Consider the following 18,239-nt stretch of genomic DNA (forward strand, 5'->3'; position numbering starts at 1 on the left):
CTTTTTCGTTGTGGCGCGTTACGGCGCACTTTCTCAGGCGCTGCCCCAAGGCAGCAGCACCCCGCGGAACCTCATCCTGCCCGATGCCAGGCGGTCATAGGCCTCGGTCGCGTGGTCCAAGTCAAACGTCTCGACCATCGGCTTGACCTTGCCGGTGGCGGCAAGCGCCAGCACTTCGCCAAGGTAGTGCTGGCCACCATGGGTGGCGCCGATCACGCGCTGGCGCATCATGTGGAACGGTACGCCGTCGGACGAGATCGAGAAGGGCTGGCTGAAGTCCAGCCCGCACAGCACCACGCGTCCATCGACACGCAGGCCGGTCATGGCTTCTTCGGCCGAGCTGAATTCGTTGGTGGTCACCAGCAGCACGTCGGCGCCGCCGATCGCCTTCAGTTCCTTGCCACTGGCAACGACCTGGTCGGCGCCCAACTGCAGGGCAAGTGCATGCTTGTCCGCGGAATGCGTGATTGCGATGGTCTCGAAGCCACAGGCTCTGGACAGCTGCAGGGCGACGTGGCCAAGCCCGCCGATGCCAAGTACCGCGATCTTTTCCCGTGGCTGGGGTGCCGCATCGCGCAACCCGCTCCAGGTCGTGTAGCCGGCACACATCATCGGGGCCGCGTCCACGTAGGAGAGTCCGTCAGGCAGCAGTACCGTGCCTTCGGCGGAGATCGCGATGTACTGGGCATGGCCGCCCTGCGCGGCGAAGCCGGTGGTGCGAGGTGCATCGCAGTTCATTGCCGTCTGTCCGGACAAGGGACGGTTCTCGCGGCAGTAGGGGCAACGCCCGCAGGACGACTGGACCCACGTGGTGCCCACGCGATCGCCCACCCGGCGCGAGTGCACGCCGGCGCCCACCTCCACCACTTCTCCGACTACTTCGTGCCCCGGCGTCTGGGGATAGATGTCGCCACCGTAACCCTGGGTTGCCCATACATCGGTGTAGCACATGCCGGACGCGTGAACCTTGACCAGTACCTGGCCCGGTTCGATCGCGGGTACCGGGACGTCCTGTACCTGCCACGGCTTGTTCGGCCCGGTCATCACAACCGCCTTCATCATCTTCATCGTCTTGATCCTGTCTCGGTGGATGAGCGCCGAGGGCCTGCGCCCGCGACAGCGCTGAGCGTAGAATCCGCTGACTATCAAGACAATCGCTTCAATATCTGACGACATGGTGAATCTCATTCAGCAATCGGGTGGGGGTGATCTGGCCGCCTTCACCGCGTTCCTCGCGGTGGCAGCGCATCGCAGCTTCCGCAGTGCGGCCGCGGAGTTGAACATCACGCCGTCGGCGATCAGCCATGCCATCAAGACGCTGGAGCAGCGGCTGGGCGCACGCCTGTTCAATCGCACCACGCGCAGCGTCTCGCTGACCGACGCCGGCGAGCGCCTGGCGGAAAAACTGCGGCCAGCAATGGCGTCCATCGAGGAGGCGCTGCAGTCGGTGGATACCGAAGCGGGCACGCCGCGTGGCACCGTCCGCATCAATGCCAGCGAAGGGGCGATACGGCTCGTGCTGAAACCGGTGCTTGCACGGTTCCTGCGCCAGTACCCGCAGGTGCATCTGGACATCGTCAGTGACGGCAGATTGGGCGATATCGTTTCGGACGGTTTTGATGCGGGTATCCGCCTTGCCGAAGCCGTGCCGCGGGACATGGTGGCGGTAGCGGTGACGCCGCCCATGCGGTTCGCGGCGGTTGCCTCACCGGCGTACCTGGACGCGCGCGGCCGGCCACTGCGGCCACTGGACCTGCATCAGCACGACTGCATCCGCTTCCGGTTCGAGAGCGGGGCGATCTATCGCTGGGAGTTCGAGCGCCAGGGCGTCACCGAGCGGGTGAACGTCTCCGGGCCGATCACGCTGACGGACCAGCCGCTGATGGTCGACGCCGCCGTTGACGGCATCGGTATTGCGTTCGTTCCCGAGCATCTGGCGCTGCAGCCGTTGGCCGATGGTCGCCTGCTTCGGTTGCTTGCGGACTGGTGTCCCGAGTTCCCCGGTCTTTCGCTGTACTACCCGGGCCATCGGCATGTTCCTCCCGGGTTGAAAGCGCTCATCGGTGTTCTTCAGCAGCAGGTTGGAAGCAGGCAGCCGGCATAGCGCCGGGCTACGCTTGTGGTACATCTGTAGAGCCGAGCCCATGCTCGGCTGCTTTTCGCGCATTGCCGCGCGCCAGCCGAGCATGGGCTCGGCTCTACAGATCCTGGTCAAGGCGGGCCGATGCCACGTGCGCGATAATGCGGCCATGAGCATTCCAGAGCTTTCCCCCGAGCAGGCGCGAGTGCGCGTGGCCCATGGCGCGGTGCTGATCGACGTGCGCGAGGCGCATGAGCGGGCCGGCGGCATGGCCGAAGGCGCGCGTGGCGTGGCCAAGGGCGAGTTGCTGGCTGACGCGGCCGCGCACCTGCCGCTGCCGGACCAGGAAATCCTGCTGATCTGCCAGAGCGGCAAGCGCTCGGCCGATGCGGCGCAGGCGCTGCTGGATGCGGGCTACACCAGCGTCGGCTCCGTCGCTGGCGGCACCGTCGCCTGGCGCGAGCAGGCGCTGCCGCTGGTGCAGCCGCTGACCAGCGCCGCCGACCGCGATTTCTACGACCGCTATTCGCGCCATCTGCTGCTGCCGCAGGTGGGCGAGGCCGGCCAGCGCCGCCTGCAGCAGTCGCGGGTGCTGGTGCTGGGTGCGGGCGGGCTGGGCGCACCGGCCGGCTTCTATCTGGCGGCGGCCGGGGTAGGGCATCTGCGTTTCGCCGACCACGACCGTGTCGAGCGCAGCAATCTGCATCGGCAGATCGTGCATACCGAGGCCAGCGTCGGCCAGCTGAAGGTCGATTCGGCGCGCGAGCGGCTGCTGGCATTGAACCCGTCCATCGAGGTCGAGGCGGTGCCCGAGCGGGTGACTTCGGAGAACGTGGACCGCCTGCTGCAGGATGTCGATGTGGTGCTGGACGGCTCGGACAACTTCCCGCTGCGCTACCTGCTCAACGACGCCTGCATCAAGCACGCCAAGCCGATGGTCTATGCCGCCATCGAGCGCTTCGACGGCCAGGTGAGCGTGTTCGACGCCGGCCGCCAGCGTGGCGTGGCGCCGTGCTATCGCTGCCTGTTCCCGGAGCCGCCGCCGCCGGAGTTCGCGCCCAACTGCTCCGAGGCGGGCGTGCTGGGCGTGCTGCCGGGCCTTGCCGGGGTGCTGCAGGCCACCGAGGTGCTGAAGCTGCTGTTGGGCATCGGCGAGCCGTTGGTGGGGCGCCTGCTGCGCTTTGATGCGCTGGGCATGCGCTTCCGCGAGACCGGCATCGGGCCGGACCCGCAGTGCCCGGTGTGTGCGCCGGGCGTGCCGTTCCCGGGGTATATCGATTACGCCGCGTTCTGTCGGGGCGGGTGAGCCGCGTCGGGGCGCCATCCACGCATGGCGTGGATCTACTGGGGTGGGCGAACCCGGTTGGGCCTCCTCCACGCATGGCGTGGATCTACTGTAGAGCCGAGCCTACGCTCGGCTGCTCCTCGCGCTGAGGCCAGAATCAGCCGAGCGTGGGCTCGGCTCTACAGGTCATGGCTTCGGGATTGTGCCAACCAAGGTTGGCACCTACCGAAGCATGTGCATGGTTTCGGGATGATGTTGGGGGTCGCTGTCCGCATCGTTCCATCTCCAAGACAATAAAACGCAACGTACATGCTATTGCCGTCATCGGTGTTGCTCTATCGTTGAGTCCGATTTCGATTTCCGGGGAACCCACCGCATGGCGGTAGAAGCAGCGACCAGCGAGCTGGTCAAGGTCGTCGCCCTGTTGGGCGCAGCGGTGGTGATGGTGCCGCTGTTCCGTCGGCTCGGCCTGGGCTCGGTGCTGGGCTACTTCGCCGCCGGCCTGGCGATCGGCCCGTTCGGGCTGGGCTGGTTCTCCGACCCGCAGGCGATCCTGCATACCGCCGAACTCGGCGTGGTCATGTTCCTGTTCGTCATCGGCCTGGAAATGCGGCCCTCGCACCTGTGGAGCCTGCGAAAGGAAATCTTCGGGCTGGGCACGCTGCAGATCGTCACCTGCGCGCTGGTGCTGACCAGCATCGCCAAGCTGTTCGGGCTGCCGTGGCAGATCGCCTTCATCGGCGCCACCGGCTTCGTGCTGACCTCCACTGCGGTGGTGATGCAGCTGCTGGCCGAGCGCGGCGACATCGCGCTGCCGTCGGGGCAGAAGATCGTCTCGATCCTGTTGTTCGAAGACCTGCTGATCGTGCCGCTGCTGGCGCTTGTCGCGTGGATGGCGCCGGCTGCCGGCAGCGCCGACGGTGAGGGCTCGCGCTGGATGTCGGTGGCGATCGGCGTGGGCGCCATCGTCGGCCTGGTGCTGGTCGGTCGTTTCCTGCTCAATCCGCTGTTCCGCGTGCTGGCCGAATCGAAGGCGCGCGAAGTGATGACCGCCGCCGCACTGCTGGTGGTGCTGGGTGCGGCGCTGCTGATGCAGCTGTCCGGGTTGTCGATGGCGATGGGCGCGTTCCTTGCGGGCGTGCTGCTGAGCGAATCGACCTTCCGCCACCAGATCGAAGCGGACATCGAGCCGTTCCGCGGCATCCTGCTGGGCCTGTTCTTCCTCAGCGTGGGCATGGCGCTCGACCTGGGCGTGGTGGCTGGCAACTGGCCGATGATCCTCGGCCTGGTGGTGGCGCTGATGGCGGCCAAGGCGCTGTGCATCTACGTGGTCGCGCGCATCATGGGAAGCGACCACGCGCAGGCGCTGGATCGTGGCGTGCTGATGGCGCAGGGCGGCGAGTTCGCCTTCGTGCTGTTCTCGGCCGCAGCGAGCGCCGGCGTAATCAGCCTGGACATCAATGCCAACTTCACCGCCGTGGTGGTGCTGTCGATGGCGCTGACGCCGCTGGTGGTGCTGGTCTACAAGCGCGTGGCGCCGAAGCCGACCGTCAGCCTGGAAGGCGTGGACACCGCCGATGGCCTGTCCGGCAGCGTGCTGCTGATCGGCTTCGGCCGCTTCGGCCAGGTGGCCAGCCAATCGCTGCTGGCGCGCGACGTGGACGTGACCATCATCGACAACGACGTGGAGATGATCCACAACGCCGAGCGCTTCGGTTTCAAGATCTATTACGGCGACGGTACCCGTCTGGACGTGCTGCATGCGTCCGGCGCGGGCAGTGCGCGTGCGGTCGCGGTGTGCGTGAACAATGCCGAGGATGCCGACCGCATCGTCGAGCTGGTGGCCCATCAGTTCCCGCAGGCCAAGCTGCTGGTGCGCTCGTTCGACCGCGAGCATTCGCTGCGGCTGATCCATGCCGGTGTGGATTTCCAGATCCGCGAAACCTTCGAGTCGGCGCTGCTGTTCGGGCAGGCCGCGCTCGTGGAGCTGGGTGCGGAGGAAGACGACGCGCGCGAGATCGCCGAGCAGATCCGCGAGCGCGACGCCGAGCGCTTCGAACTGGAAATGGCCGGCGGCAACCTGCGTGCCGGTGCGCACATGGTGTTCGGCAGCGCGCTGCCGGGTGTGCCGACGCCAACGCCGTTCACCGCGCCCAAGCGCAAGGCACGCACGCTCAATGCGGATGAAGTGCCGGAAGAAGAAGAGGAATGATTGCCACGCGCCGCGCTTCGCGCTCGCCGGGCATGGCCCGGCGCTACCGGGGTGTCGCGCGATTCGTGGGTAGCGCCGGGCCATGCCCGGCGAGCGCAGCGGGCGATCGCGGCGGTGGGCGAGGGGGCGTGAATCGGGGACAATAGCGTCCCCGCCGCCCCACGCCCGCACCCGATGACCGACTCCGCCCCCCAGCTTCCTGCCCGCATCCTCGATGGCCGCCGTATCGCCGAGGACCTGCTCGACAGCCTGAAGGTGCGGGTTGACGCCCGTGTTGCCGCCGGTGGCAGCCGCCCGGGCCTGGCCGTGGTGCTGGTGGGGGGCGACCCGGCCTCGACCGTGTACGTGCGCAACAAGCGCCGCGCGGCCGAGAAGGTGGGCATCGAAGCCTACGACTACGATCTGCCGGCCGGCACCACCGAGGCCGAGCTGCTCGACCTGATCGACCAGCTCAACGCCGACCCGAAGATCAACGGCATCCTGATCCAGCTGCCGCTGCCGGGCATCCCCGATGCGCGCCGCCTGATCCAGCGCATCGACCCGCGCAAGGACGTGGACGGCTTCCACCCGGAAAACGTCGGCCACCTGGCCCTGCGTGAGTTCGGCCTGCGCCCGTGCACCCCGCGTGGCATCACCACGCTGCTGGGCCACACCGACCAGCCGGTGCGCGGCCGCAACGCCACCATCGTCGGCGTCAGCAACCACGTTGGCCGGCCGATGGGCCTGGAGCTGCTGATTGCCGGCTGCACCGTCACCAGCTGCCACAAGTTCACCCCCAAGGATGTACTGGAACAGGCCGTGCGCAACGCCGACATCCTGGTGGTGGCGGTGGGTCGCCCGGGCATCGTGCCGGGCGAGTGGGTGAAGCCGGGTGCGGTGGTGATCGACGTCGGCATCAACCGGTTGGACGACGGCCGCCTGGTGGGCGATGTCGGGTTCGAGGCCGCAGCGCAGCGGGCGAGCTGGATCACCCCGGTGCCGGGCGGCGTGGGCCCGATGACCGTGGCCACGTTGATGCAGAACACGTTGGAAGCGGCGGAAGCCGGGGTCTGATCGGTACTACCGGCCGCTGGCCGGCACAGTGCCAGAGGGGTGGGATTCCTGCTGGCGTACAGGTGTCTGAGGGATTGTGCGGACCAACGGTCCGCACCCACCTAAGGCGGAGGATCTGGCCGGAAGGGCTGTTGGGGGGCCTGCTGTTGGTGGGTGCCGACCGTTGGTCGGCACAGTGCCAGAGAGTGGGATTCCTGCTGGGGTATAGGTGTCTGAGGGATAGTGCGGACCAACGGTCCGCACCCACCAAGGGCGGAGTGCATCCGCCAAGGGCAGTGATCCGGGGGCCCTGAACAGATCTTCGCCCGCGCGACACTGCGTCGCATCTACCCCCTGCCACAGGCCGCCAAAACAGGGTAAAATGTCGCGCTTCCCCACATCTCGGGTATGCCGATGCTGCGCATCCAGGCTGAAGCTCTCACCTACGACGACGTCTCGCTCGTCCCCGCTCATTCGACCATCCTGCCCAAGGACGTCAACCTCGAAACGCGGTTGACACGCGACCTGAAGCTCAAGCTTCCGATCCTGTCCGCGGCCATGGACACCGTCACCGAAGCACGCCTGGCCATCGCCATGGCACAGCTGGGCGGCATGGGCATCATCCACAAGAACCTGAGCGTGGAGCAGCAGGCCGCCGAAGTGGCCAAGGTCAAGAAGTTCGAGGCCGGCGTCATCCGCGACCCGATCACCGTCGGCCCGGAAACCACCATCCGCGACGTGCTGGCCCTGACCCAGGCGCGCAACATCTCCGGCGTGCCGGTGGTGGACGGCGGCGGCCAGCTGGTCGGCATCGTGACCCATCGCGACATGCGCTTCGAGACCGAGCTGGACGATCCGGTCCGCCACATCATGACCAAGAAGGATCGCCTGATCACGGTCAAGGAAGGCGCCGCGTCTGATGAGGTGCTGCAGCTGCTGCACCGCAACCGCATCGAAAAGGTGCTGGTGGTCAACGATGATTTCGCCCTGCGTGGCCTGATCACCGTCAAGGACATCCAGAAGAACACCGACTTCCCGAACGCTGCCAAGGACATCGCCACCCGCCTGCTGGTCGGCGCGGCCGTCGGCGTGGGCGGCGATACCGATCGCCGCGTGGAAGCGCTGGTCGCTGCCGGCGTGGACGTGATCGTGGTCGATACCGCGCACGGCCATTCGCAGGGCGTGCTGGACCGCGTCAGCTGGGTCAAGAAGAACTTCCCGAACGTGCAGGTCATCGGCGGCAACATCTGCACCGGTGAAGCCGCGCTGGCGCTGCTGGACAGCGGTGCGGACGCAGTGAAGGTGGGCATCGGCCCGGGCTCGATCTGCACCACCCGCGTCGTTGCCGGCGTGGGCGTGCCGCAGATCACCGCGATCGACCTGGTGGCCGAAGCGCTGCAGGACCGCATCCCGCTGATCGCCGACGGTGGCATCCGCTACTCCGGCGACATCGGCAAGGCGCTGGCTGCCGGCGCGTCCACCATCATGATTGGTGGCCTGCTGGCCGGTACCGAGGAATCGCCGGGCGAAACCGAGCTGTTCCAGGGCCGTTCGTACAAGAGCTACCGCGGCATGGGCTCGCTGGCTGCGATGGAGAAGGGGTCCAAGGACCGCTACTTCCAGGACGCTGCCACCGCCGACAAGCTGGTGCCGGAAGGCATCGAAGGCCGCGTGCCGTACCGCGGCCCGGTGGGCGGCATCATCCACCAGCTGATGGGCGGCCTGCGCGCCACCATGGGCTACGTGGGCTGCGCCACCGTCGAGGACATGCGCAGCAAGCCCAAGTTCGTGAAGATCAGCGGCGCCGGCCAGCGTGAGAGCCACGTCCACGACGTGACGATCACCAAAGAGCCGCCGAACTACCGCTCCTGATGCGGGACGAGCAAAGAGGAACGAGGAAGCTGATTCCCGTTCCTCTTTCTCCATCTGCCGCTGAAAAAATCTGACGTTTTCGTTTTCCCTACTGCATTGCCGGGGCGCCATGACCAACATCCATAACGACAAGATCCTCATCCTCGATTTCGGCGCGCAGTACACGCAGCTGATTGCCCGCCGCATCCGCGAGCTGGGCGTCTACTGCGAAATCTGGGCGTGGGACCACAACCCGGCCGAGATCGCCGGCTTCGGCGCCAAGGGCATCATCCTGTCCGGTGGCCCGGAATCGACCACGCTGCCGGGCGCGCCCGCCGCGCCGCAGGAAGTGTTCGACAGCGGCCTGCCGATCTTCGGCATCTGCTACGGCATGCAGACCCTGGCTGCCCAGCTGGGCGGTGCCACCGAAGCGGCTGACCAGCGCGAATTCGGCCACGCCGAAGTGAACGTGATCAACCCGGATGCCCTGTTCAAGGGCCTGAGCGACCACGGCGGCGAGCCGAAGCTGAATGTCTGGATGAGCCACGGCGACCACGTCTCCGTTGCACCGCCGGGCTTCAGCATCACCGCCACCACCGACCGCATTCCGGTGGCCGCCATGGCCAACGAAGAAAAGCGCTGGTACGGCGTGCAGTTCCACCCGGAAGTGACCCACACCCTGCAGGGCCAGGCGCTGCTGCGCCGCTTCGTGGTGGATGTGTGCGGCTGCCAGACCCTGTGGACCGCCGCCAACATCATCGACGACCAGATCGCCCGCGTGCGCGAACAGGTGGGCGATGACGAAGTGATCCTGGGCCTGTCCGGCGGCGTCGATTCGTCGGTCGTGGCCGCGCTGCTGCACAAGGCCATCGGCGAGAAGCTGACCTGCGTGTTCGTGGACACCGGCCTGCTGCGCTGGCAGGAAGGCGACCAGGTGATGGCGATGTTCGCCGAGCACATGGGCGTCAAGGTCGTTCGTGTGAACGCTGCCGACCGTTACTTCAACGCGCTGGAAGGCGTGAGCGACCCGGAAGCCAAGCGCAAGATCATTGGCAACCTGTTCGTTGAGATCTTCGACGAAGAGTCGAACAAGCTGAAGAATGCCAAGTGGCTGGCGCAGGGCACCATCTACCCGGACGTGATCGAGTCGGCCGGCAGCAAGACCGGCAAGGCGCATGTGATCAAGAGCCACCACAACGTGGGCGGCCTGCCGGAGCACATGAAGCTGGGCCTGGTGGAGCCGCTGCGCGAGCTGTTCAAGGACGAAGTGCGCCGCCTGGGCGTTGAGCTGGGCCTGCCGCGCAGCATGGTCTACCGCCATCCGTTCCCGGGCCCGGGCCTGGGCGTGCGCATCCTGGGTGAAGTGAAGCGCGAATACGCCGAGCTGCTGGCCAAGGCCGATGCCATCTTCATTGATGAGCTGCGCAAGGCCGACCTGTACGACAAGACCAGCCAGGCGTTTGCCGTGTTCCTGCCGGTGAAGTCGGTGGGCGTGGTGGGCGATGCGCGGGCCTATGAGTGGGTGATTGCGCTAAGGGCCGTGGAGACGATTGATTTCATGACGGCACATTGGGCGCATCTGCCGTATGAGTTCCTGGGTACGGTGAGCAACCGGATCATCAATGAGTTGCGGGGGGTGTCGAGGGTTGTCTATGACATCTCGGGGAAGCCGCCGGCGACTATTGAGTGGGAGTGAGTTGAACCTCAGTTGAGGCCCCTTTAGACCCAGGCGGCTGGCCCCAAGCCCGCGTAACTGCGGGCTTTTTTGTGATTTAATCCCTCTCTGGCAACTGGATGCCGTGGGCGCTTCAGACGAGTTAGCGATGGAGCTGAATTCGCGGCGCCTCAGATATTCAAGGGGAGAGGGATATGAGGCTAATTTCGAATTCTGGTTTGCAGCGCGTGCTTGAGCTGATACGTCCCTTTCTTGAGCCGGGAAATCGACTTGACTGCGTAACGCCTTCGTTTTCCCTCTACGCGTTTGCACAACTCCGAGAGGCGCTGTGCTCCGTGGAGCGAGTCCGACTAATCGTTCCTGCTGACAGTGAATCTCTTGATCTACTCGGTACGGATGATGATCGTGCCGAGAGAAATCGCCTGCAGACACGTTGGTTGGCAAATCAGTGTGCGAAATGGATCAGTGAGAAGGTGGACCTGCGTCTGGCAAAAGGACCGGTCCCGCAGGGGGCTGCTGTCATGCGGGCGTATGGTGGGGTGCCTGCACAGGCCGTACTGGGATCATTCTCCTTCAGCAATTCAGGTCTCGGTGTGACGCCGAGTAATCCTCTGAATTTGATTCAAGCCTCAGAAACTGCCGATGAAGCCCTGCAGCTCGCTCAGTGGTTCGATCGCCAGTGGGTTGGCCTGGAAGGTGTCGAAGTCCACGCTGGGCTAGAAGGCAAACAAGAATCGATTCTTGAAGCGCTAAGAGGCTTGGGCGAGCACCGCGACCCATGCACAATCTACAACTTGATGCTGCATTACTTGTTCCGTGAGAACGGTGACAGCCTCGATGAGGAGCGCATTGTCAATTCCGCCACCGGTATCCGCAACACCGTGGTGTGGAAAAAGCTTTTCAAGTTTCAGCGCGATGGCGTGGTGGGGGCCATTGACAAGCTGAATCGCTTTGGAGGGTGCATCATTGCCGACAGTGTGGGCCTGGGCAAAACCTTTGAGGCCCTAGCTATCATCAAGTATCACGAGCTGCGAAACGACCGCGTGTTGGTGTTGGCGCCCAAGCGTTTGCGCGACAACTGGACGCTTTACAAGGCCAACGACAAGCGCAACATCCTTGCGGCTGATCGGTTCAACTACGACGTGCTCAACCACACTGACCTGTCGCGTGATGGCGGCCTTTCGGGCGACATCGACCTGTCTCATGTGAACTGGGGCAACTACGACCTGGTAGTGATCGACGAGTCGCACAACTTCCGCAATAAGGCCACGCACAAGAGCAAGGAGTCGCGCTACGACCGCCTGATGCGACGCATCATCCGTGAAGGCGTCAAGACCCGCGTACTGATGCTCTCGGCCACGCCGGTCAATAACCGCTTGGCCGACCTGCGCAACCAGATTGCATTTGCCACCGAAGGCGACGACAGCGCACTGTTGGAACACGGCATCGCAAGCATTGAGGCCACGACCCGCAAGGCGCAGGCGCAATTCAATCGCTGGCTGGCGCTGGGCGAAGCTGAAAAGACCCCCAGTCAGTTGGTAGAAATGCTGGGTTTTGACTACTTCACCCTGTTGGACCATCTCACCATTGCACGCTCCAGGCGCCATGTGGAGAAGTACTACGGCACCAGCGAGACAGGCTGCTTCCCTGATCGACTGCCTCCCATCAACATCAAGGCCGATGTGGACCTTGCGGGCGAGTTCCGTGCCATCCGCGACATCAACCAGGAAATCCGTCGGCTCACCCTTGCCAGCTACGCGCCGCTACGCTATGTGCTACCTCACAAGCAGGCGGCCTACGATGCCAAGTACAGCACCCAGCTGCGTGGCGGCGAAGGTTTCTTCCGCCAGGTAGATCGTGAGGAAAGCCTGATCCACCTGCTGCGCGTAAATGTGCTCAAGCGCATGGAAAGCTGTGTGTCGGCCTTCACTCTGACCGTACAGCGCCAACTCAAGGATGTAGAGAGCACGCTGGTACGCATCGAATCCCATGTCGAAGTGCTGGAGGAAATCGACGTTGCTGACGTCGATATCGACGACCCGGCGTTCGAGGCCTTGCTGGTCGGCCGCAAGGTCAAGGTGCTACTGGGCGATGTGGATCTGATCCGCTGGAAGCAGGACCTACTGGAAGACCGCAATCGCCTGGCGACTCTGCTGGCGGCCGCGTGTCAAGTGGATGCCGCGCGTGATGCCAAGCTGGCAGCCCTGCGCGACATGATTGCCCGCAAATGCGCCCAGCCCATCAATACCCACGATGGCAAGGCCAACCGCAAGATCATCGTGTTCACAGCCTTCTCCGACACGGCGCAATATCTCTACGCCCAACTTGCCCCCTGGGCTAGGGATACGTTGAGAGTGCATTCGGCAGTCGTCACAGGCAGCGCCGGCATTCAAACCACCATGCCGGGTTTAAGTAAGCGCATGGGTGACGTGCTTTCGACCTTCGCCCCGCGTGCTAAAGAGCGGCCGCAAGACCTGGCGGATGAAGGCGAAATCGATCTACTGATCGCCACCGACTGCATCTCCGAGGGGCAGAATCTCCAAGATTGCGACTGGCTGATCAACTACGACATCCATTGGAACCCGGTGCGCATCATCCAGCGCTTCGGGCGTATCGACCGTATCGGCTCGCCCAACCAGCGCATCCAACTCGTGAACTTCTGGCCCAACATGGAGCTAGAGGAATACATCAACCTGGAGCAGCGCGTCAGCGGCCGCATGGTGCTGCTCGATGTCTCGGCTACTGGCGAAGAAAATCTGATCGAGCAGCAGTCCGGCAACGCCATGAACGACCTGGAGTACCGGCGCAAGCAACTGCTCAAGCTGCAGGACACGGTGATCGACATGGAAGACCTGTCGACTGGCGTGGCGATCACGGACCTTACCCTGACCGACTTCCGCATCGACCTGGCCCAGTTTCTGAAGAGACACCCCGGCAAGCTGGACACCCAACCGCTGGGTGCTTATGCGATCACCACCACGCTGGATGCCGACATTCCGCCCGGCGTGATCTTCTGCCTGCAAGCGTGCGGCCCGGCAGCAAAGCTCGCCACAACGCCCGACTACCCGCTGGCGCCGCACTACCTAGTGCATGTCGGCGATGACAGCGCCGTGTTGCTGCCGTACGCGCAGGCCAAGCGCATCCTGGATCGCCTCAAGCGCTTGGCACTGGGGCGCGACAGGCCAGATGACAGTGCCTGCGCGCGCTTCGATAGGGCAACCAAAGGCGGCGAAGACATGCGCCACGCACAAAAGCTGCTCGCTGCGGCGGTGGCCTCCGTCGCCGGAAAGCAAGAGGAACGGGCCGTGGCCAGTCTTTTCACGCCCGGTGGCACCCACGCCATGAAAGGCGAGTTCGCCGGTAGCGGCGACTTTGAGGTGTTGGCATTCCTCGTTGTGCTGCCCGATCAGCAATGTATTTGATTACAAGGACCAGCATGAGCTTTCGCACCGCCGAACCTGCATTGAATGATGTCCTCGATGGAATTGCATCGGGACAAATCCAGCTCCCTGACTTTCAACGCGGTTGGGTGTGGGATGACACCCATATTCGTTCGTTGATCGCGAGCCTCTCGCTCTCTTACCCGATTGGCGCGGTCATGTTTCTGGAAGCAGGCGGGGTGCCATTTAAGCCCCGACTGTTTGCCGGTGTGAACCTGCAGCCTGCGCCTGCTCCAAAGACCCTCGTCCTTGATGGTCAGCAACGTCTGACCTCCATGTACTTGGCGTTGCGCAGCGGCCAGTCAGTGCCGACGCGCACGGAGAAAGGCGCGGATATTCGTCGTCTTTATTTCCTCGACATGAGCAAATGCCTGGATGAATCGGCGGACCGTGAAGATGCCGTGCTCTCGGTGCCAGAGACGCTGCAAGTCACGTCAGATTTCGGCCGAAAGGTCGATCTGGACGTCAGTACGCCACACCAGCAGTACAGCCAGCGGCTCTTCCCCGTGGCATTGTTGTTCGACATCCAAGGGTTCATGGCCTGGGAAAGCGGCTTCAGCGCGCACCATCAGTTCGCAGCGGAAGCCATGCAGTTCATGCAGCGGTTTCGCAACGAAATCTGGCTACGCTTCCAACAGTTTAAGGTGCCCGCCATTGAACTTACCCAGGACACGCCACGCGAGGCCGTGTGCCAAGTTTTCGAGAAGGTCAATACCGGTGGTGTCACGCTGACCGTGTTCGAGTTGATGACAGCCACCTTCGCGGCGGATGAATTCAACCTGCGCGATGACTGGGATGCGCGACAGGAGCGACTAACCGCCAAGCACGATGTGCTCATGGCGGTAGATGGCACTAGCTTTCTCACCGCAGTAACGCTGCTGGCCAGCTATCGGCGTCACAAAGCGCTTGGCACATCTGTCAGCTGCAAGCGTGCCGACGTGCTGAAGCTGCCGCTGGCGGACTTCAAGGCGCTGGAATCCGATCTGGAGAAAGGATTTAAGCGGGCTGCCGAGTTGCTGGCAGAGGAGAAAATCTTCGATGACCGAAGCCTGCCGTATGCCACGCAACTCGTTCCGTTGTCGGCTATCTGTGCGCACTTGGCAGACCGCACGACGCAACATGGCGTCAAGCAAAAGCTGCTGCGCTGGTACTGGAGCGGTGTTCTGGGCGAACTGTATGGGGGCGCCAACGAAACCCGTTTCGGCATGGACATCCAGGATGCGGTCGCCTGGGTCGAAGGCGGCAGCGAACCGCGCACGGTGCGCGACGCCAACTTTTCGCCGACGCGTCTGCTGTCCCTGCAAAGCCGCCTCGCAGCCGCCTACAAGGGGCTGGCGGCCTTACTCATGAAACACGGTGGTCGCGATTTCATCAGCGGTACGCCGATCGACCTCAACACTTACTTCAACAACGCCATCGACATCCACCATGTGTTCCCTCGCGCCTGGTGCGAGAATCAGAAATTGCCCAAGGAGAAATGGAACAGCGTGATCAACAAGGCACCTCTGGCCGCTGGTACCAATCGTTTCATCAGCGGGGATGCGCCCAGCGTGTACCTCGCACGCATCCAGAAAGCCAAGCAGGTGGCCCCAGATAACCTAGACGAGTTTCTGCTCTCCCACGTGATCCCGGTGCCTGCGCTGCGATCGGACGACTTCGATGCGTTTGTCCGTCAACGCGCTACCGCACTGTTGAATCTGATCGAGCAGGCCATGGGCAAAGCCATTTCCGGGCGCGACAGCGAAGAAGCGGTCAAGGCATTTGGAGCGGCACTCTCGTGATGAACTGGTCAGATGTCGTCAGTGTCCTGAGTCTCCCGGATAGCGCGAGGGTGGATCAGCGCGTGCCCAAGAAGCTGTTGCTGGAGAACGGTGCGCCCACGGCGTCTGACAAGCGCTTGATCTCCGATGCGATTGAATACATTCAGTGGCTGGCCGCCCTGAAGCCCAACACCATCGGCGTGCCCGAGTACCGCGATACGCAGCGCGAGTACCTGGAGGTCGCGGTGCTGGCCGCCACTCTGCGCGGAGCCGCCAAGCCGGCCAGCTTTTCACGCCTTGCAGAATTGGTGCACCGGGCCGTGCCTTATCCGGTGCTGTTGCTGCTGGACACAGAACGGGCTGAAGGGGCAACACTGACTCTCTCGCTGGCGCATAAGCGCTGGGCGCAGAACGAGGCGGGCAAGATCGTGCTAGATGGCGATATGGTGTCGACCTCGCTGTTTCAAGCAGTCGATGGCAGACCTCGAGCTGATGCGAAGGCAGCTTCCCACATCGAGCAGGATTTCATGCAGTCGCTTGCGATTGCGCGTCAGCCCCAAGCTTCGCTACATGCCCTCTATGAAGGCTGGATCGTATGCGTGCAGGCCATGCACGCAGCGCGACGGACAGGAATCTATCAAACCGCTACAACACCCGAACAGACCGCAGCGCGGCGACAGGCTTTGATTGATTGCAAGTGGCTGGAACGCGAAATCAGTCGCTTGCGGGCCGAGGCGGCCAAGGAAAAACAACTGGCGCGCCAGGTGGAACTGAACCTGACGCTCAAGCGCATCCAGTCCAAGCTGGCCGCTGCACAACAACAGCTTTGAGGATTGAAAGAATGACGGAGAAGACCATGGAAAAATTCACGGCAGCCAGCCATGAAGCCCAGTCCGCCAATTTGGTGGCGGCCAATATCGAGCAACTCAAGGCGCTGTTTCCGGAGCTGATTACCGAGGGTGCGGGCGGCGCGGCAGTGAATGTGGACGTGCTCAAGGTGCTGGTGGGCGATGCCTGCGTCACCGATGCCGACGAGAAATACGGCCTCAACTGGCATGGCAAGCGCCGTGCGCGGCAACTGGCGCTCACGCCCAGCACCGGCACCCTGCGCCCCTGCCCAGAAGACAGCCTGGATTGGGAGTCCACCCAGAATCTGATGATCGAGGGCGACAACCTCGAAGTGCTGAAGCTGCTGCAAAAAAGCTATGCCGGCAAGGTCAAACTGCTCTACATCGACCCGCCGTACAACACCGGTAAGGATTTCGTGTACCCTGACAATTTTCAGGACAACATCGAAAACTATCTGAAGTTAACCGGTCAAATTGAAGGCGGGCAGAAGATCAGCAGCAATACCGAGGCCAGCGGGCGGTTTCACACTGATTGGCTGAATATGATCTATCCACGCTTGAAGGTGGCGAAGAGTTTGCTTAAGAAGGACGGTGTCGTTTTTATCTCGATCGACGACAATGAACTTCATAACCTTCGCATGCTTTCGGATGAAGTGTTTGGCGAAGAAAATTTTGTTGCCGCCGTTTCTGTTGTCAACAATATGAAAGGGCGCAACGACAAAAAGCACATTGCCGCTTGTCACGAATACGTTGTTGTCTACGCAAATCCTGGTTTTGTTTCTAACGGCTTGCCGCTGACTGAGGCGCAGCGCGCCGCATTCAAGTACGAGGACGAAAGTGGTCAAAAGTATGCACTTCGAGACCTGAGGAAGCGCGGCGGTCCGGATCGTCGCGAGGATCGCCCCAGGATGTATTTTCCTATTTATTGGGATGAGGTGACTGGCGTATGTTCGTTGAGTCGAAAAAGCGACGCCGATGTCGAGATTTTCCCTCTGCGTGGAGACGGTTCTGAAGGGTGCTGGCGCTGGGGATATGAGAAAGTGGAGCAGCATCTGGATTGGATGCACGCCAAACGATCTGGGCGTAGTGGCAGGTTGGATGTTGAGCATCGACTGTATCTTGATCCGTCGATTGCAGTAGATGATGCCGATGATGAGCCTGATGATGACGAAGACGAGGCTATTGAGCGCACTTCGAAGCCAAAGTCGGTGTGGCTTGGCGGCGAATTTTCAACCGATAGTGCAAAGCGAGCGTTGAAAGAGTTGATTCCGGGAGAATCATTCGATTTCCCTAAATCAATCGATTTTCTTCGTACCTGCGTACTGCTTGGTTCGAGTGGGAATGACCTTGTTGCCGATCTTTTTGCGGGTTCTGCAGCAGCGGGACAAGCCGTGATGCAGCAAAACGCAATCGACGGTTCTGCGCGACGCATCCTGACAATTCAGCTTCCTGAGCCGTTGAGTCCGACTGAAAAGAACCAGAAGGCAGCAGCCACGGTATGCGACAAGCTTGGACTTAAGCGAAACATCGCTGAGTTAACGAAAGAACGTCTACGTCGTGCTGGAGCCAAGGTTAAAGCGGACAATCCACTGTTCGTGGGCGACACGGGTTTCCGCGTCTTCAAACTCGATACTTCCAACATTCGCGCTTGGAATCCGAAGCCTGATGACCTAGAGGCCACGTTGCTCGGTCATCAGGATCACTTACTTGAAGGCCGCAGCGAGGCTGATGTGCTCTATGAGCTGTTGCTAAAACTAGGCCTCGACCTATGCGTACCCATCGAAAAGCGCCGCATCGAAGGGCTTGATGTGCACGCCGTGGGCGGCGGTGTGCTGCTGGCTTGCCTGGCCGAAAAGATCACCCGTGAGCAGGTGGAGTCACTGGCCCAGGGCATCATCGCTTGGCACAAGGAACTCGCACCCGCTGGCCCGGCTGGAAAGGAGAGCACCTGCGTGTTCCGCGACAGCGCCTTTGCCGACGATGTGGCCAAAACCAATCTCGCCGCCATTCTGGAGCAGCACGGCATCCAGAACGTGCGAAGCTTGTAAGGGGGGTG

At 62.8% G+C, this 18,239-nt stretch carries 11 protein-coding genes; 10 read left to right on the plus strand and 1 reads right to left on the minus strand.

Annotated features, from left to right (window positions below; translation table 11 throughout):
* Positions 1-33: 33 nt before the first annotated feature.
* Positions 34-1,068, minus strand: coding sequence for an alcohol dehydrogenase catalytic domain-containing protein (locus CR156_RS07135; RefSeq protein WP_207761051.1), 1,035 nt, complete (start codon positions 1,066-1,068; stop codon positions 34-36).
* Positions 1,069-1,186: 118 nt separating this feature from the next.
* Here CR156_RS07135 and CR156_RS07140 point away from each other — a divergent pair, with 118 nt between their 5' ends.
* From CR156_RS07140 to CR156_RS07185, 10 genes are all read left to right on the plus strand, one after another.
* Positions 1,187-2,104, plus strand: coding sequence for a LysR family transcriptional regulator (locus tag CR156_RS07140; RefSeq protein ID WP_409349566.1), 918 nt, complete (start codon positions 1,187-1,189; stop codon positions 2,102-2,104).
* A 145-nt stretch (positions 2,105-2,249) separates the two neighbouring features.
* The gene (gene moeB, locus CR156_RS07145; protein WP_100552318.1) at positions 2,250-3,386 is read left to right on the plus strand and encodes a molybdopterin-synthase adenylyltransferase MoeB; all 1,137 of its coding nucleotides are present in this window, start codon (positions 2,250-2,252) and stop codon (positions 3,384-3,386) included.
* 355 nt (positions 3,387-3,741) lie between these two features.
* Positions 3,742-5,577 carry a monovalent cation:proton antiporter-2 (CPA2) family protein gene (locus CR156_RS07150; protein WP_100552319.1) on the plus strand — a complete coding sequence of 612 codons (1,836 nt, stop codon included), beginning with the start codon at positions 3,742-3,744 and terminating at the stop codon, positions 5,575-5,577.
* 174 nt (positions 5,578-5,751) lie between these two features.
* The gene (gene folD, locus CR156_RS07155) at positions 5,752-6,630 is read left to right on the plus strand and encodes a bifunctional methylenetetrahydrofolate dehydrogenase/methenyltetrahydrofolate cyclohydrolase FolD (protein ID WP_100552320.1); all 879 of its coding nucleotides are present in this window, start codon (positions 5,752-5,754) and stop codon (positions 6,628-6,630) included.
* A gap of 393 nt (positions 6,631-7,023) precedes the next feature.
* Positions 7,024-8,481, plus strand: a complete 1,458-nt coding sequence (gene guaB / locus CR156_RS07160) for an IMP dehydrogenase (RefSeq protein ID WP_100554092.1) — start codon at positions 7,024-7,026, stop codon at positions 8,479-8,481.
* Positions 8,482-8,590: 109 nt separating this feature from the next.
* Positions 8,591-10,156, plus strand: a complete 1,566-nt coding sequence (gene guaA, locus CR156_RS07165) for a glutamine-hydrolyzing GMP synthase (RefSeq protein WP_100552321.1) — start codon at positions 8,591-8,593, stop codon at positions 10,154-10,156.
* A 452-nt stretch (positions 10,157-10,608) separates the two neighbouring features.
* The gene (locus CR156_RS07170) at positions 10,609-13,557 is read left to right on the plus strand and encodes a helicase-related protein (protein WP_243381733.1); all 2,949 of its coding nucleotides are present in this window, start codon (positions 10,609-10,611) and stop codon (positions 13,555-13,557) included.
* Positions 13,558-13,571: 14 nt separating this feature from the next.
* Entirely contained in the window at positions 13,572-15,356 is a 1,785-nt protein-coding gene (locus CR156_RS07175; protein WP_100552323.1) for a DUF262 domain-containing protein, read from the plus strand.
* Entirely contained in the window at positions 15,356-16,165 is an 810-nt protein-coding gene (locus CR156_RS07180) for a DUF4391 domain-containing protein (protein ID WP_100552324.1), read from the plus strand. The genes CR156_RS07175 and CR156_RS07180 overlap by 1 nt, the downstream gene beginning before the upstream one ends.
* Before the next feature lie 11 nt (positions 16,166-16,176).
* Positions 16,177-18,231: a site-specific DNA-methyltransferase gene (locus CR156_RS07185; protein ID WP_243381737.1), complete on the plus strand. Its 2,055-nt coding sequence runs from the start codon at positions 16,177-16,179 to the stop codon at positions 18,229-18,231.
* Positions 18,232-18,239: the final 8 nt, after the last annotated feature.

The organism is Stenotrophomonas lactitubi (genome assembly GCF_002803515.1).
GTDB lineage: Bacteria > Pseudomonadota > Gammaproteobacteria > Xanthomonadales > Xanthomonadaceae > Stenotrophomonas > Stenotrophomonas lactitubi.